Origin of the sequence: Segatella copri, assembly GCF_024330485.1 — a bacterium.
In the GTDB taxonomy this organism is placed as follows: Bacteria; Bacteroidota; Bacteroidia; order Bacteroidales; family Bacteroidaceae; genus Prevotella; species Prevotella copri_L.
The window spans coordinates 1-16,188 of sequence record NZ_JANDWX010000048.1 but is presented as its reverse complement, the minus strand read 5'-3'; the positions used below and the strand labels follow the sequence as shown (position 1 = coordinate 16,188).

At 39.2% G+C, this 16,188-nt stretch carries 14 protein-coding genes and 1 other RNA gene; 13 read left to right on the top strand and 2 right to left on the bottom strand.

The annotated features are described in order from the left end of the window. The first annotated feature begins 133 nt into the window (after nt 1-133). The 7 genes from NNC77_RS15395 to NNC77_RS15365 all read left to right on the top strand — a co-directional run bounded on the left by NNC77_RS15395 (nt 134) and on the right by NNC77_RS15365 (nt 4,774). Nucleotides 134-418: a DUF7365 family protein gene (locus NNC77_RS15395; protein WP_254969961.1), complete on the top strand. Its 285-nt coding sequence runs from the start codon at nt 134-136 to the stop codon at nt 416-418. After that, on the top strand, nt 415-615 hold the full coding sequence (locus NNC77_RS15390; protein WP_254969960.1) for a hypothetical protein: 201 nt from the start codon (nt 415-417) through the stop codon (nt 613-615). The genes NNC77_RS15395 and NNC77_RS15390 overlap by 4 nt, the downstream gene beginning before the upstream one ends. Continuing rightward, a complete protein-coding gene (locus tag NNC77_RS15385) occupies nt 605-1,213 on the top strand; it encodes a DUF6549 family protein (protein ID WP_254969959.1) in 609 nt (202 codons plus the stop codon). The genes NNC77_RS15390 and NNC77_RS15385 overlap by 11 nt, the downstream gene beginning before the upstream one ends. After that, nucleotides 1,210-1,677, top strand: coding sequence for a DUF5675 family protein (locus NNC77_RS15380; protein WP_254969958.1), 468 nt, complete (start codon nt 1,210-1,212; stop codon nt 1,675-1,677). The genes NNC77_RS15385 and NNC77_RS15380 overlap by 4 nt, the downstream gene beginning before the upstream one ends. Nucleotides 1,678-1,745: 68 nt before the next feature. Beyond that, entirely contained in the window at nt 1,746-2,072 is a 327-nt protein-coding gene (locus NNC77_RS15375) for an RNA-binding protein (protein ID WP_254969957.1), read from the top strand. Between the two features lie 103 nt (nt 2,073-2,175). After that, nucleotides 2,176-3,756, top strand: coding sequence for a phage terminase large subunit (locus NNC77_RS15370; protein WP_254969956.1), 1,581 nt, complete (start codon nt 2,176-2,178; stop codon nt 3,754-3,756). Nucleotide 3,757: 1 nt separating this feature from the next. After that, nucleotides 3,758-4,774 carry a DUF1320 domain-containing protein gene (locus tag NNC77_RS15365; protein ID WP_254969955.1) on the top strand — a complete coding sequence of 339 codons (1,017 nt, stop codon included), beginning with the start codon at nt 3,758-3,760 and terminating at the stop codon, nt 4,772-4,774. A 367-nt stretch (nt 4,775-5,141) separates the two neighbouring features. Here the strand turns inward: NNC77_RS15365 and NNC77_RS15355 are convergent, their stop codons facing one another. After that, nucleotides 5,142-6,404: a hypothetical protein gene (locus NNC77_RS15355; protein WP_254969953.1), complete on the bottom strand. Its 1,263-nt coding sequence runs from the start codon at nt 6,402-6,404 to the stop codon at nt 5,142-5,144. Between the two features lie 215 nt (nt 6,405-6,619). Further along, nucleotides 6,620-7,017, bottom strand: a transfer-messenger RNA (tmRNA) gene (ssrA, locus tag NNC77_RS15350). A gap of 245 nt (nt 7,018-7,262) precedes the next feature. Between ssrA and NNC77_RS15345 the strand changes: the two genes are divergently transcribed. The 6 genes from NNC77_RS15345 (at nt 7,263) to NNC77_RS15320 (ending at nt 16,109) form a co-directional block, all read left to right on the top strand. After that, entirely contained in the window at nt 7,263-8,708 is a 1,446-nt protein-coding gene (locus NNC77_RS15345; protein ID WP_233339702.1) for a PepSY domain-containing protein, read from the top strand. Between the two features lie 672 nt (nt 8,709-9,380). Beyond that, nucleotides 9,381-11,735, top strand: a complete 2,355-nt coding sequence (gene hsdR / locus NNC77_RS15340) for an EcoAI/FtnUII family type I restriction enzme subunit R (RefSeq protein ID WP_119236957.1) — start codon at nt 9,381-9,383, stop codon at nt 11,733-11,735. 16 nt (nt 11,736-11,751) lie between these two features. Continuing rightward, on the top strand, nt 11,752-13,263 hold the full coding sequence (locus tag NNC77_RS15335; protein ID WP_234563525.1) for an N-6 DNA methylase: 1,512 nt from the start codon (nt 11,752-11,754) through the stop codon (nt 13,261-13,263). A 37-nt stretch (nt 13,264-13,300) separates the two neighbouring features. Continuing rightward, a complete protein-coding gene (locus NNC77_RS15330) occupies nt 13,301-14,326 on the top strand; it encodes a PDDEXK nuclease domain-containing protein (protein ID WP_217745701.1) in 1,026 nt (341 codons plus the stop codon). Nucleotides 14,327-14,366: 40 nt separating this feature from the next. Beyond that, a complete protein-coding gene (locus tag NNC77_RS15325; protein ID WP_217745702.1) occupies nt 14,367-14,873 on the top strand; it encodes a hypothetical protein in 507 nt (168 codons plus the stop codon). A 15-nt stretch (nt 14,874-14,888) separates the two neighbouring features. Further along, a complete protein-coding gene (locus NNC77_RS15320; protein WP_254969952.1) occupies nt 14,889-16,109 on the top strand; it encodes a restriction endonuclease subunit S in 1,221 nt (406 codons plus the stop codon). The last annotated feature ends 79 nt before the right edge of the window (nt 16,110-16,188 follow it).

Genomic DNA, 16,188 nt, shown 5'->3' with positions numbered 1-16,188 from the left:
TTATTGTTTAGCGATTGTAAAGATACTCATTTTCTGTGAGTTATACAAACTTCAGAGCCTTTTTTATTCCAAAATTACGTTAAATCACGCTTGTGAATTTTCACTTGCGAAACTTTAGTATGTAATTAATACGATGCAAAAATTCTTTATTGACAACGCCAAGATGATAACTGGAATATTCATCTTTTTGGTGGGTCTTTACGTACAACACGAGATGAATACCCAGCGTATAGATGAGCTGGAAGTTCAATATAAACAAATTGATTCCAGGATGGATCAACAATATCAAAAAATAGATGCCATTAAGTTGGATAAAAGTGTGTTTGAAGCTACAGTCAAGCAATTTTCAACAATGAGTGATGATATACGTGAAATCCGAAACGATCTAAAAGAAGTATTAAAAGATAAATCAAGATGATTGGTAAACAAGTAAAAGTTATTCCTTCAAATGCACTTGACGAGATTCACTTGTCTGCATTGGCTGGAAGCGAAGGTGAAGTCATGTCTGTGACTGACAAGGGAATGTGGGTGAAGTTTATGCACGAGTTCCAGGACCACAATGAGTGGTTTATACCTAAACAGTCAATACAAATGGTTTCGTCAGATGGTAAGTAAGTATAAATCAGAAATCGCTGTTGCATCCATTATACTTTCATTGGTTGCGGTGATTGTATGGCAATTCAACTCGTACCGTTCTTTAAAGGATGAGCGAAATTTGTACATGAGCAATACACATGCCTTAACAATTGGTATGGAACAGCTTAGAAAAGACTCTACCAGCCAGGCTGTACAAATTCAATCCTTAACACTTACAGTAGATGAATATCGCAAATGCTCAGAGAATGATTTAAAAACAATTGAGGATTTGAAAATTAAACTTAAGAACGTTAAGGCTGTAAGTAAGCAGGTATATAAAGTAGAGGCACCAGTAACCGCTCCTGTAACACACGAGACTGAAATGGTAGATACATTATATGTGCCATACCAAAAGGTTGAAATGCACAATGAATATATTGCATTTGATGGTGTTATACGAAACGATACATTAAAGGCCACCGTCAACGTACCTATTACAATCACCCAGGTATTACATAAGGTTCCGAAGCATAAATTTCTTTGGTGGACCTGGGGGTGCAAGGGAGTTAAACAGGCTATTGTTTCAGATAATCCATACGTTACTATCAAATACGCAGATTATATAGAATTAAGATGAAAATTACTGTAGAAAGATTTGCATTTAAAAAGAACTATACCATCGGTAGAATGTATCTGGATGGTAAGTTCTTTTGTGATACACTTGAAGATTATGACAGAAAACTTGATTCCACCATGTCGTTGGATGAAATCAAGAAAATCAAGGTTAAAAACGAAACAGCAATACCAACAGGAACATACAACGTTACCATTAACGAACAGTCACCTAGATTCAAGTCTCGTTCCCAGTACGCTTTCTGTAATGGCAAGCTTCCACGTTTGAAGGATGTTCCAGGATATGAAGGTGTACTTATTCATATCGGAAACAGACCGTCAGATACGTCTGGCTGCATTCTTGTTGGAGAGAATAAAGCTGTAGGCCAGGTGCTTTATTCTACCAAGACATTTGGGAACCTGTATGAAAAGTTGATTGAAGCAAACCGTAAAGGTGAACAAATTTTGATAGAAATTAAGAGAAAATAACATTTGAATAGAAACTATTGAGTAAACCTTATCCCTATTCTTTAATAAAAACGAAAAAGGATAAGTTTATGGAACTTCATATTAAAGATAGATTATTGATTCCGTCTTTGTTCCCAAGCAAGAACAACTTCATTGGTTTTCACTTGAAGAAGTCAATTATTGACAAGATTGCTATCACGGAACAAGACAAAAAGGATTATTCCATTGTAGAGAAACCAGAAGAGAACAAGATCGAGTGGGATGTTCACAAGGACATTGAAACCCCATTGGTTGTTGATTTCTCTACAGAAGAGCTTCGTTATATGACCCAATCATGTGAGGCACTTTCTGAACAAGAGATGCCAGATGAGATTTGGGCAGTAGCAGAGAAGATTTACAACGAGGCTCAACAATAACATGAACTTCTTTACTCAAATCATATCTTCCATTTTTTAAGATAGGAATGTGGCTGGCTTGTGATAAGTCGGCCACATTTTGTTTATATTAATTATAAAATATATGGCAACAGGATTAAAGGCTCCAAGAAATTTAAAGATTAATTTTGCCCCTTCTTCAAAACAATATGAATTATGGAAACTTTTACAGCCAGACTATTGTCCTCATTGTGGTGGACACATTAAACAAAAGGCAATGGGACATGATGTAAAAGGAAACATTATATACAAGCCGTACTGTGAACAATGTGGTTCAGAGGATCTTCCACAACTTATTTTAGGCGGTGGTGCCGCTGGAGGTGGAAAGAGCTATCTTGGAAGTTGTTGGCTTGTAAGTAGCTGCATGAGATTTTCTGATATTCGTGCTGTTGTGGCTCGTAAGACACTCAAATCTCTTAAGGGTTCAACATTCAATACAATCAAAAAAGTATGTAAGCAATGGGGGCTAATAGAGGGTGAGAACTATAAGATTAATAATATAGAAGGAACATTGACATTCTGGAATGATTCTGTAATAATCATGCAAGAAATGGTGGACCTGCCTTCAGACCCTAACTTTGAACGATTTGGTTCTTCTGAGTACACGATCGCATTTATTGATGAGGTATCTGAGATTTCAGAAAAGGCAATCGAAGTACTGTTCTCACGTTTACGATGGAATGTTGTAGATACGTTCAAGACATCCAGAATGCTTATGTCAACTAACCCATGTATAAACTGGGTAAGAAGCAGATTTGTTCAAGATGATGAAGGAAATCCAGTATTGTGTAGAGAAGGAGAAGCATACGTGCCTTTCTCCGTATTCGACAACCCAGATGTAAGTTTCGTACAAACATACGTAGCTGCATTAAATAAGATTACGGACCGTGCAACACGTGAGCGACTTCTTTATGGAAACTGGGATTTCGTAGAGTCAAATATTATGGCCGCATACAACTCTTTCAATGGAGAAGTGCATCTTGTCGAAGGATTGCGTGAAAAGAAATACAATCCGCTTAAGCCTATCATATCTGGATGGGACTTCAATGTAGCACCTTATATGAGTGAAATGGAATTCCAGATAGATTACGAAAAGAAGGAAATCTATCTCCTGGAAGAAAACCTTGGTAAACCAGAAGCAAAGGAGAACAATACTCCAGCACTTGCCAGAAAAATACGTGATAAACGACTGGCTTCACAACATGTCGGTGGTATGATAGTAACAGGAGACCCTGCTGGACTGTCTCGTTCAACACAAACAGAAGAGGGTACCAATAACTATACTATTATAACGAGCAACATGAACAATGCTGTTCTTAGGCCACGTGTCAAGCTATTGCAGAAACAACCACCACAACTTACTCGTTTGGAGTTTGTGAATGCGATCTTTAATGGATATGATGGATGGCACTTCTATGCCGATCTGAGATGCAGAAAGTTTACAGAAGACATGATCTATCAGCGTAAGAATGGAGACGGTACAAAATGTAAACAGAAGGTATTAAATCCAAAAACTGGTGGAAAGGAAGAGAAATATGGCCACTTGTCAGATATTCTTGACTATGTACTTGTTTACTTCCTAAATGAATCATGGAGAAAATTCCAGAACCAGAAGATAACAATTGAAACATATACAGCTCCAGTGTATAACACATTTGAATATTAATATGTATAGAAGATTTCTTAACAAAAGTGATTATCTTGGTATAATCACAGAAGAGGCACTGAACCAGCTTACTCGTGAGAATGATGATAAATTCATACCAGCAGAGCAAGCTGCCGAGGCTTCATTAATTGATTACCTGTCTGAGAACTTTGAGATAGAAAAAGAACTCGCAAAAGGTAAATATATAATAGATTACGATAGAAGAATTACCTATCCTATTGGTTCTCACTTCTATTTTGATGGGAAAATCTGTGAAGTTATCAAGTCTATTAACGGATATAAGGCACCATCATCAACAGTGTACTGGGAAGAGAGCGATAAGATGATTGACTTAAATTCAGTTCAACAGTATTCTCAGATGAAGACGTATCATCCAGAAGATTTTGTAGTATTCAACAATGTTCTATATGAGTGTGTTGAAGATAACGGCTTTGACTTCGACAATATAAGAATACCAGGAATTAACGCCTGGGAACACGTTGAAGTGTATGATTGGAACGCAATTGAGTACAATTTGTGGGATGTTGTAAAGTATGACGGTAAGTACTTCACACTTATGAATCTGAATAGTTATGACGCACTTGTTAACCCTATGGATTCTGATAATTGGGGTATGATTGGTAACTATGAAAGCTCATTGGACACATATCAAGTTGCAGACAATGAGTATGTAGTATATAACGATTCTGTATATCATCCAGTAATCAGTCCAAACGCAGATGAGCCAAAGAAAAACGTTAACATAACGTACAATGACCCAAGAAATTACAATATTAAGCGTCACATGGTCCAGCTTGCACTTTATGAGCTTCATAAGCTAATATCTCCAAATAATATTAGCGAAGTGAGAGTAAATGACTATAACAACAGCATTAAATGGCTCCAGGATGCCTCCAGATTGCGCTTGAATCCACAAATACCACGTAAGGTTGATGCGAATAAGATGCCTATTACAGACTGGCAAATGGCTGATTTTAGAACTGATTTTGATCCGTATAGAAACGAGTGGCAAGTATGATGGTTATATATAATAATATATTGCCTGTGAAGGGATTTAAATGTATCAATCTGTTTGGAGTCTTGTTTGTGAGAAAAGGCTTGAAAATGACAGATGTAGACTTTAACCATGAGGCAATACATACAAAGCAAATGAAAGAAATGCTGTACGTGTTTTTCTATCTATGGTATGTCATTGAATGGATTGTACGACTGTTTAAGCGTGGAAATGCTTACAGAAACATATCGTTTGAACGTGAAGCATATTCAAACCAATGCTATCTAAAGTATAATAAAGAACGTAAAAGGTTCGCTTGGCTAGAGTATTTAAGCGACAAATAAAACAAGCCCTGGGGGGTCCGTTTATGACTCTCCAGGGCTTGTTTGTATTAATGTTTGATATGATTGAAATAATGATGTTCCAGCATAGACACTGATGTTCCACCTTCTTTTGCCAACTGCATGAGGTTGGCACCAGACATAATCTTATGTGTAAATGTAGAATGTCTGAATGTATATATTGTGAGTTTGCTTACACCAAAGATGTCTGCAACCTTTCTTAAGAACACATTGATTCTTTCCTGGGTTGCTTGCTTTCTGTTGTTCCATTTGTTAAAACTAGCTGCATCTTTGAAATCCCAGTCATATTCGTTCATGGCAAATGGAAACACATACCCCTTTGAAGACTTTCCACGATACTTTTCTATGATAGCCTTTGAGGTCTTTGTTAATGGTGCCACAACAAAAGACGAACTTTCATTTATATAGTTCTTCTTTTTGGTGGCCCAATATATGATGTTATTCCCCTTAATATCTGAAACATTCAGTTTGACAACATCACATGGTCTCATTTTCATCTCATATATAAAGACACAAAAGTCCCTGTACAGTTCCATGTACTTAACCTGCATCTTATTTCCATGAGGAACCTCATTTAAGTCCATCTCAACGAATTTTTTGTATTGCTTGACAGTTAATATGTCAACACCATTTTGAGCCTTCTCAGCGGCCTTTATGATGTTTCTGGGAGCCTTCTCACGGTATGGGTAGTCCAATACATGAACTGTTAGCTTTTCTTTTCTTGCCTTAACAATTGTGGCATGAAACTTTTTCATAAGCCCCATGTAATTCACACCGTTCAGTTCATTTAAAACAAAGTTGCTAAACTTCATAAACTGGGTATCATCCACATCTTTCAATGGCACCTCAATCACATTTTTCTCCAGTTCCAACTTATGAAGAAGTGTGATATAGCACTGGTAGTTCTTGGATGGCATCTGCACCTTCTCAGACTTCATACTATCTATCAATCTCTGAAGATATGCTCCCAATGTTAATACGCTCGGTTTCTCTTGACGCTCTTCCAATGGGTTGTCTGAAAACAGCTGCTTACCATCCTGGATCTTGCCAGTATCTAACAATTTCTGGTAATGATCTCGCATCTCTTGCAATACCTTATTGTTATGTATTGCGTCCAAAGATGGCTGGTTAAAACACTGACTCTTGTTATCCCAGTATGAATAATCTGGGTTTCTAAGTCCTTGCACTTTCTTGTAATTAGCCTTAGAAGTGCCTTTTACAGTGGCCTTTAAGGAAAGACCCATTCCCTTCTCCGTAGTAAATCGGAGGTTTAAGATAATACGATTTGCCATATAGCTATGTATTTTGGCAAACGAGAATGAATAAATGAGATTTACTGCATAAAACTAGTGCATAAAATGCACATTTTTTACATTTTTCGCAGTGTTTTAAAGCAATTCTCAGATTTGCAAAGCTCATTCTCGTAACATCTAAAACTATGCAAAGTGCTGAGAACCAATCAATTAAATAAAAAACGCCTGTAATATTCAAAATTACAGGCGTTTATGGGTGGAGCTGGAGGGATTCGAACCCTCGTCCGCACAAGGAAACCATACGCTTTCTACATGCTTATTCCAGCCTTCGGTTTTCGAGGCATGACAGGACCTGGACCACCAATCATACCCTTATCCTCTAAAATTTCATCCATGCAACGAGGCGTACATGAACTATTTCCGATTTACCTGCACCGCTTGATCAACAAGATTCGGAACAACATCCGTTGAGCGATGTCTCGTTCCAGCACCCTGTGCTGGAATAAAGCTAGTTTACTATACTTCGACTAGGCAGCGAGAGCGTAGTTATTTTCGCCAATTAATTTTTTGTTCACTAGGATTAAGGAGGTAGCCAACGAGCCTCCGCATGCTTACGTACCATTTCATCTCGCCGTCAAATCCAGTCAACCCCGAGAATTTTCTGATATTGGGTGCAAAGATAAGGCGAAAATTTGAAACTACCAAATTTTTTAAGGAAAAAATCATACTAAAGATTCCAAATAGCTTAAAATGAGCATTTTATGAGTTCTTGCCTTAAACATGCTAACCAAACTCTTAGTGCAATGGCTGTAATAGCATCCTCATTATCATTATTTTTAGGTATTGCATACCTTCTTAGAAATATGTACCTTTGCAGCCTGATTCAAGATAGTAATAATGATTATGAATATGCTAAATAAGAAAATAACTTGGAGAAAACAACATAAATGGTTAGGCATCGGTATGAGTTTTTTCATACTGATGTTCTGCTTGTCGGGTATTTTGCTCAACCACCGTTCGCTTATCAAAGATGTGGACGTGAGCAGAAAATATCTGCCAAGCCGCTATGAATTCAAGAATTGGAATGGCGGGTTGCTGAGAGGAACGCTTGCTTTGGATGATGCCATATTGCTGTATGGAAACGGGGGAATCTGGCAAACGGATTCTACAGCATCCACATTCAAGGACTTTAATAAGGGGATTCCAGCAGGAGCAGACTGCCGACAGATAAGAAATGTTATCAGAACGGATGATGGTTCTGTCTGGTCGGTATCTCCATTTGCACTTTACCGGTTGGGGAGTCACAAAATATGGAAAAGCGTAACTCTTCCGACAGAGCCGGAAGAGAAGTTGAGCGACATTTCTGCTCATGGAGATACGCTTTTGGTTCTCAGCCGCTCCTATGCTTATGTTTCCTTGCCACCTTATCAGAACTTCCAACGGATAGAATTGCCTATGCCAAAGGAGTATGATGGGAAGGTTACAGTCTTTCGTACGATATGGCTGCTTCACAGTGGAGAGTTGTTTGGCAGCATAGGTAAACTCATCGTAGATGGCATTGCCATAATCCTGGTGTTGCTCTGCATCTCAGGTCTTATCTTCTGGTTAAAGCCTAAACAGAAGAGGTTGCTTCGCTTTTCGCTACAATGGCATGACAAAATAGGCCGATATACCATCATGCTTACTTTGTTGATAGCCCTGACAGGTTGGTGCCTTCGTCCACCTGTGATGATAGCCTTGGTGTTGAACAAGATGCCGTCTATTCCTGGGACGACGCTTCATAGCAAGAACCCTTGGAATGACAAACTCCGTGTGGTGCGTTATGATGAAAAGTTCGGTGACTGGCTCTTGTCAACTTCGGATGGTTTCTTTTCCGTGAATTTCCAGACCGGAAAATTGGAGTCCATCTCCAATACTCCACCAGTCAGTGTTATGGGATTGAATGTCCTTCAGCAAAGCAAAGATGGCAAATGGTATTGCGGTTCGTTTAGTGGTCTCTTTGTTTGGGATAGAGTAAAGGGGACAACCATTGATTATTCTACCGGGAAAGCTGCTTTAAAGAACGGTGGCGCACCATTCGGAAAAAAGGCGATAGCAGGTATGAGCCAGGATTTCTCTGATACGCCTGTCATTGCTGAGTATAATGAAGGAACCGACTTTGCGCCACAACCCGCTTATATGAACCAACTGCCCATGTCATTATGGAATGTGGCTCTGGAGGCTCATAGCGGTAGAATCTTCATAGGTAGTATTGCTACATATATATTTATCTTCGTGATGGGAATACTTGCCGTATGGTGCCTTTGGTCTGGATATGTCATTAGACTGGTGAAGAAAAAATAAAAAAAAAGTTTGAATGCGTTGTTTTAATTGCTATATTGCCATATTGTATGTGCAAATGGTTGATACTCAGCGTAAAAGTACGTATGGCAATTCTCGGAAAAGCGCCGGGAATTGCCATATATTGTTATAGTGAGAATTAGTACCCTCATTTTCGTCGCGACGTATCTGATGCTGCGTCGTGACGCAGTTGTTGTTACGTCGCGATGTATCAGATGCTACGTCGGGACGTAATTTCTTCCGCATCGATGGCGAAGTTATGAATAAAGATTGAAATCCCCAAGCATTGAACCGAAAAAATGCTTTTTTGCTCAATACTTTCTGTGTTTTTCTCAAAAAAACACGCTGAAATCTGCTAAATAGTTTAAAATGAACGAATTATGAGTCTTTTACCTCAATAGAGATAATGATTTGGCAACAGTCCCAATTTCTGCAATATGCATACGTTTGCTGTCAAACAACTCTTCTCAGCAGTAAAGATACAATAACTACACGAAATAACAATCGCTATATTGGAATAATTTACATAAAATAGCTTAATTTATAATGATTATCGCATAATTTAATGTATATTTGCAGCTAAATTCAGTGAATTTATGAAACAAAACAAGATAAGATAAAAGATATCTTGGCAAGTATGTTGTAGAACTTCTGATAATAAAATATTATTTGAATATGGGCATAAGCAAAGATTTAACAGAAGAGGATGTCAAGTTCCGCTATATCAACGAAGCCATCACAAGCAAGGGATGGTCAAAGGATAGTATATTCATGGAACAGAAGGTTAAATTTACTGACGGTAAAATTAGCCTTCATGGTAATCTTGTGCATAGAGAGAAACCGAAGTTTGCCGACTATGTACTTTATGCAAATAAGGCAACACCCATTGCTATTGTAGAAGCAAAGGATGCCAATCATTCTGTTTCACATGGATTGCAACAAGCCATGACCTATGCCCAAATGCTTGATGTGAAATTTGCATACAGTTCAAATGGTGAAGGGTTTGCCGAACATGACTTCTTGACAGGCAAGGAACGCACTTTTGCTATGGACGAATTTCCAACAAAAGAAGAACTTATCGAAAGATATAAAAATGAGGCTAACGATGGAAACGGACTTAACGAACAAGAGCTGGCTATCATAAAGCAGCCTTTTTGCACTGGTCAGAATATATTCCCGCCACGATATTATCAGCGCAATGCAGTAAACCGCACTGTCAATGCTATTGCGAGAGGACAAAACCGTGTGCTCCTTGTCATGGCAACTGGCACTGGCAAGACATATACTGCATTTCAGATTGTATGGCGTTTACTTAAAAGTGGTTTGAAGAAGAAAGTGTTGTATCTTGCAGACCGCAATATATTGGTTGATCAATCCATACAGCAAGACTTCAAACCATTAGAAAAGGTAACGCACAAGATAGACTACTCAAAAGACAAGAACCACTTGGAAGAATTGGGGTCTTATCAAGTGTTCTTTGCACTCTATCAACAGTTGATTGGACAGAATGATGCCAAAAACTATAAGGAGTTGTTTCCTAATCCAGACTATTTTGATCTTGTTATCGTTGATGAGTGTCATAGAGGTAGCGCAAAGGATGATAGCAACTGGCGAAACATCTTGGAATACTTTTCTTCGGCTACTCATATAGGTATGACAGCAACACCAAAAGAAACAAAGTACCAGTCAAGTATTGGCTACTTTGGTGAGCCTATATATACATATAGTCTTAAAAACGGAATTGAGGACGGTTTCCTAGCTCCTTTCAAGGTAATCAACATCACAACCAACATTGGCGATGAGTGGAGACCGACAAAGGGACAAAAGGATATATACGGCAACGAGATAGAAGACCGCATTTATAACAACAGTGACTATGATTATAACATTATTATAGAAGACCGTATAAGGGAAGTTGCGCAAGAGATAACCAACTATCTGAAAAGCACTGACCGCATGGCTAAGACCATAGTGTTCTGTGCTGATGAAACACATGCGGAGCGTATGCGTCTGGCATTGACCAATGCCAATGCTGATATGTGCAAGAAAAATCCTGACTATGTGGTTCGCATAACAGGTAGCGATGAGTATGGTAAAAGCAAGTTGGATTACTTTATTTCAGTATCTTCGGAATATCCAGTCATTGCAACGACCAGCAAACTGCTTTCTACCGGTGTGGATTGCAAGATGGTAAAGCTGATAGTGCTTGACCAACAGATTGGTTCCATGACGGAGTTTAAGCAGATTATAGGACGCGGAACCCGTCTTCGTGAGAATGAGGGAAAGACCAATTTCACGGTGATGGACTTTCGAAATGTAACACGCTTGTTTGCTGACCCAGATTGGGACGGACCTATCGAGATGGATCCCGATTATCCTATAAAGTCCAGAGAGGCAAAAACTCCAGTTCTGCCTGTAGATGATACACCGCCAATAGTTGGTGATCCTATCACTCGTCCAAAGCCTCTTGTAGATAAAGATGGCTGCCAGGTAATGGTTGTCAATAAGGTAGTGTCCGTTTACGATGCCGATGGCAAGCTGCTTCGCACGGAGAGTATTACCGACTACACGAAGAAGAATATCCTTGATTCGTTTGCTACCATTGATACATTTACCTCCAAATGGAATGAAATAAAGAAAAAGTCAGACATTGCTGATATGCTGAAAGAAAGAGGCATAGATCTTGCAGAATTAAAAACTTCACAGGAAATGAGCAATGTGGATGATTTTGATTTCATCTGCCATATCGCATACGGAAAGAAGACCCTGACGAGGCGGGAACGTGCTGAGCAAGTGAAAAAGCGTGATATATTTACCAAGTATGGTGAGCAGGCACGGCTGGTACTTGAGAATTTGCTGGAGAAGTACATGGAAGAAGGCATTTCTGAACTTGAAAGTCTCACTGTGCTTGAAAACGATCCTTTCCGCCGATTGGGCTCTAAGGCAAATATAGTAAAGTTCTTCGGTGGCAAGAGAGAGTATCTGAAGGCCGTAAAAGAGTTGGAGCAATCAATATATAATATAGCATAAAAAGAAACAATATAAAATGAGTTTATCTAATTTCGTAAAACGAGTACGCAATATCATGCGCAATGATGCCGGTATCAACGGTGATGCGCAACGCATAGAACAAATGGCGTGGATGCTGTTCTTGAAAGTCTATGACGAGAAAGAGAATGATTGGGAGTTGGACGATGATGATTACAAGTCAATTATTCCAGAAGAATGCCGTTGGCGCAACTGGGCACATGATGATGGAAGCGGCAATGCCTTGACAGGTGACGAGCTGCTTTCGTTTGTCAACAACACCTTGTTTGTTGAACTCAAAAACATAGAGGTTACACCTGACACCCCAATTCGTCAGGCAATAGTAAAGACCACATTTGAGGATGCCAACCAATATATGAAAGATGGTGTTCAGCTCCGCCAGGTGCTGAACGTGATTGACGGACTGAACCTTGGTGACTATGAAGAGAGTCATGCTTTCGGTGAGATATACGAGACTATCCTTAAAGAAATGCAGTCGGCTGGTTCCTCTGGTGAGTTCTATACCCCAAGAGCCTTAACAGAATTTATGGCAGAAATCGTCAATCCGCAGATTGGTGAGAAAATGGCAGACTTCGCTTGTGGTACAGGAGGTTTCATCACAAGTTGGTTGGGTGAATTGGACAAAAAGGTAAAGACTGCCGAAGACCGCAAAGAGTACAATCAGTCTGTATTTGGCATAGAAAAGAAACAATTCCCGTATATGCTATGTGTGACAAACCTGTTACTGCATGGTATTGACACGCCATTGGTATATCACGATAATTCGCTTACAAAAGATGTACTCAACTATACAGATGGAGACAAGTTTGATGTTGTTTTGATGAATCCACCATACGGAGGTAATGAAAAGGCCGACGTGAAATCTCACTTTCCTTCTGATATGCGCAGTAGCGAGACTGCTGACCTCTTCATGGTGCTTATCATGTATCGCTTGAAGAAAAATGGCCGTGCTGCTGTCATTGTTCCTGATGGTTTCCTTTTTGGAGCAGATAACACAAAGATTGCCATTAAGACAAAGTTGCTCAGGGATTTCAACTTGCACACCATTATCCGTTTGCCTGGCAGTATCTTTGCACCTTACACTTCGATTGCCACGAACATTTTGTTCTTCGACAATACCAGTGCGGATGGTGCTCCAGAAGGTTATTCTACAAAGGAAACGTGGTTCTACCGTTTGGATATGCCAGAGGGGTACAAGCATTTTTCCAAGACAAAATCGATGAAGTCGGAGCATTGCGATCCTATCCGTGAATGGTGGAACGACCGCAAGGAGATTATCATTGCCGATGGAGATGAGAAATCACGCTGCTATCCTGTACAAGAGTTGATTGATTCTGATTGCAACTTCGACTTATGTAAGTTCCCAAAAGAGGATGAGGAGATTTTGCCTCCTGCCGAACTGCTTGCCGACTATTTCAAGAAGCGCAAGGCTCTTGATCATGAGATTGATAAGACATTGGCTGAGATACAGCGTATCTTGGGGATAAATATAAATGTGGACGAATTGTAAAATGTGGGACGGTGTTCCACAAATCTAAAAGATTGGCATGGAGAATAAAGGTTTGACAAACATAAATGATGCTGCCTATCAGAAGTTGATAGACAACATAACCGCACTATGGGGTGAGGCGAAGTCAAAAGCGGTCAATGCTGTCAATACAGAATTGCTTGAAGCAAACTGGCAGACAGGTAAATACATTGTGGAGTTTGAGCTTAAAGGTAAAGATAGAGCAGAGTATGGAAAACATTTGCTCATGAATCTTTCAAAAGATTTGACTATTAGAAATGGCAAGGGGTTCAACCGTACTAATCTCACTTATATGCGTAAGTTCTATTTGGCTTTTCCAATTTTGGGGACAGCGTCCCCAAAATTGACATGGAGCCATTACTATGAACTACTAAAGTGTGATAATTCTCTCGAAATGAAGTTCTATTTTAATGAATGTATTAAGGAAGGCTGGAAAGTTCGAGAACTGAAAAGGCAGATGAAAAGTTGTCTGTTTCAGCGACTTGCACTAAGCACAGACAAGGCAGGAGTTCTTGCATTGGCAAACGAGGGGCATCAAGTACAAACTCCGCAAGACATCATCCGTGACCCTTTCGTGCTTGAATTTGCAGGACTTCCCAAACAGAAACGCTATAAGGAGAGTGACTTGGAAAAGGCTCTTAAAGACCACATGGAGCAGTTTCTTTTGGAAATGGGACGTGGTTTTGCATTTGTGGGCAGGCAATACTCCATGCAGATAGGAAGCCGACAGTTCAAGGTGGATTTGGTATTCTACCACTGTATCTTGAAATGCTATGTGTTGATTGATTTGAAGCGAGCAGAGATAAAGCATGGTGATATTGGGCAGATGAACCTCTACTTGAACTATTTCAAAACAGAAGTATGTCAACCTGACGATAATCCACCCATTGGCATAGTTTTGGGAGCAAGAAAAGATGAACTTTTGATGGAGTATGCCTTGGAGGGTATAACCAATCAATTGTTTGTAGCACGTTACCAACTCTATTTGCCAAAGCGTGAAGAACTGCAAGCGCAACTTGACAAATTGTTGGACGAAGCTGAGTAACAACAATAAAATAAGGACATTTCAATTTTATAGCATAATTATGAAAAGTAATATTGGAATACAAATCATTTTGTCTATTGTACTGACTATGTGCAGTATCAATATAAATGCACAAACGGTTGGATATACATATCGACCTTTGGCTGCCGAGGGATGTAACATGAAATATAGCGTTGCAAAGCAAGATACGGCATATTACATTATCGCAACCGTAAAGTCATACAGACTGAATTTCCTGAAAGAATCAACCATGTTGTTGAAAACATTCGATGGTGAAGTTATTAAACTTTATGGTTCTCAGATTGGTAGCAGTTCTGAAACGGCAGGTATTGTCTCTGGCAATATAGTCCTTCCAGTGACAGAAATCAGTTCTACAGCTCAATTCAAGATAAGTCCACAACAATTTGAGTTGTTGAAAAAAGGCGTGGCTAAGATAAGGCTATCTACCATACCTATTGAGCATGAGCGGACATTTGCCAAAGATAAAATAGGCAAGAAACTTTATCAGTTCTTCTTGAAGCAGAAAAATAAGGACAATGATTTCTAACTATAGAAAATTATAATGAACGGAAAGCAATTAAAGAATAGCATATTACAATGGGCGATACAGGGAAAACTTGTACCGCAAGACCCTAATGACGAACCTGCAAGCGTTTTGCTTGATAAGATTCGTCAAGAGAAAGAACGCTTGATTAAGGAGAAGAAAATCAAGCGTGATAAGAACGCATCTATTATCTACCGTGGTGAGGATAATTCCTATTATGAGAAGATACTTGCTACGGGAGAGGTGAAATGCATTGATGAGGAAGTACCGTTTGAGATACCAAAGGGATGGGAATGGTGTAGGCTCAATGACTTGGCTTTGTATAGAAAAGGACCTTTTGGAAGTAGCTTAACAAAATCTATGTTTGTAGCTAAAAGCAATCAAAGTGTCAAAGTTTATGAGCAGAAGAATGCAATACAAAAAGACTTTCGTCTTGGTGATTATTATATCAGCAAAGAAAAGTTTGAAGCAATGCAAAGCTTTATAGTCAAACCAAATGACATTATAGTAAGCTGCGCAGGAACAATCGGTGAGACCTATCTTCTGCCATTAGATGCTCCTATCGGTATTATCAATCAAGCGTTGATGAGGGTTACACTTTTTGATTTGAGCATGGCAGAATACTGGCAAATGTACTTTGCTTATACGCTTTTAAATGAGGCACAAATGAAAGGAGCCGGTTCTGCTATTAAGAATATTCCCCCGTTTGAATATCTAAAAGCAGTACTTGTGCCTGTTCCTCCTTTATCAGAACAAACTAGATTGGTTGAAAGATACAATTTGCTTTTGTCTCTAATTGCTAAATATGAGTCAGAAGCAGATAAATTGAATTGTCTCAATCTAAACATCTATGATAAATTAAAGAAGACCGTATTGCAAGAAGCAATTCAAGGTAAACTCGTCCAACAAATTGCCGAAGAAGGTACAGCCCAAGAACTACTCGAACAAATAAAGACAGAGAAGCAGAATTTAGTAAAAGAGGGCAAGCTAAAGAAGTCTGCCCTCAACGATTCTGTTATCTTTCGTGGTGACGATAACAGGTACTATGAGAAGATTGGGAAAAAGTGCGTGGATATAACTGAAGAAATCCCTTTTACTATTCCTACTAATTGGAAATGGGTAAGGATTCGTGATGTATTTCAATTAAATCCAAAGAATGAAGCTGATGATGAGACTTTAGCAGCATTTATTCCAATGGAAAGGGGGTGTAAATTAAACTGTGTCAAGGCTTGTTCTTAACTTTCATTCCCACTCCCTGCTGGGGGCATGCCCCCAGCAGGGAAGCCTTTTCGGCTGCAAAGTTACATAATTTTAAATC

Excerpts from the sequence above, each read along its gene's own strand:
- NNC77_RS15395 (WP_254969961.1), top strand. The coding sequence starts at position 134 with ATGCAAAAATTCTTTATTGACAACGCCAAGATGATAACTGGAATATTC.
- NNC77_RS15390 (WP_254969960.1), top strand. The coding sequence starts at position 415 with ATGATTGGTAAACAAGTAAAAGTTATTCCTTCAAATGCACTTGACGAG.
- NNC77_RS15385 (WP_254969959.1), top strand. The coding sequence starts at position 605 with ATGGTAAGTAAGTATAAATCAGAAATCGCTGTTGCATCCATTATACTT.
- NNC77_RS15380 (WP_254969958.1), top strand. The coding sequence starts at position 1,210 with ATGAAAATTACTGTAGAAAGATTTGCATTTAAAAAGAACTATACCATC.
- NNC77_RS15375 (WP_254969957.1), top strand. The coding sequence starts at position 1,746 with ATGGAACTTCATATTAAAGATAGATTATTGATTCCGTCTTTGTTCCCA.
- NNC77_RS15370 (WP_254969956.1), top strand. The coding sequence starts at position 2,176 with ATGGCAACAGGATTAAAGGCTCCAAGAAATTTAAAGATTAATTTTGCC.
- NNC77_RS15365 (WP_254969955.1), top strand. The coding sequence starts at position 3,758 with ATGTATAGAAGATTTCTTAACAAAAGTGATTATCTTGGTATAATCACA.
- NNC77_RS15355 (WP_254969953.1), bottom strand. The coding sequence starts at position 6,404 with ATGGCAAATCGTATTATCTTAAACCTCCGATTTACTACGGAGAAGGGA.
- NNC77_RS15345 (WP_233339702.1), top strand. The coding sequence starts at position 7,263 with ATGATTATGAATATGCTAAATAAGAAAATAACTTGGAGAAAACAACAT.
- hsdR (WP_119236957.1), top strand. The coding sequence starts at position 9,381 with ATGGGCATAAGCAAAGATTTAACAGAAGAGGATGTCAAGTTCCGCTAT.
- NNC77_RS15335 (WP_234563525.1), top strand. The coding sequence starts at position 11,752 with ATGAGTTTATCTAATTTCGTAAAACGAGTACGCAATATCATGCGCAAT.
- NNC77_RS15330 (WP_217745701.1), top strand. The coding sequence starts at position 13,301 with ATGGAGAATAAAGGTTTGACAAACATAAATGATGCTGCCTATCAGAAG.
- NNC77_RS15325 (WP_217745702.1), top strand. The coding sequence starts at position 14,367 with ATGAAAAGTAATATTGGAATACAAATCATTTTGTCTATTGTACTGACT.
- NNC77_RS15320 (WP_254969952.1), top strand. The coding sequence starts at position 14,889 with ATGAACGGAAAGCAATTAAAGAATAGCATATTACAATGGGCGATACAG.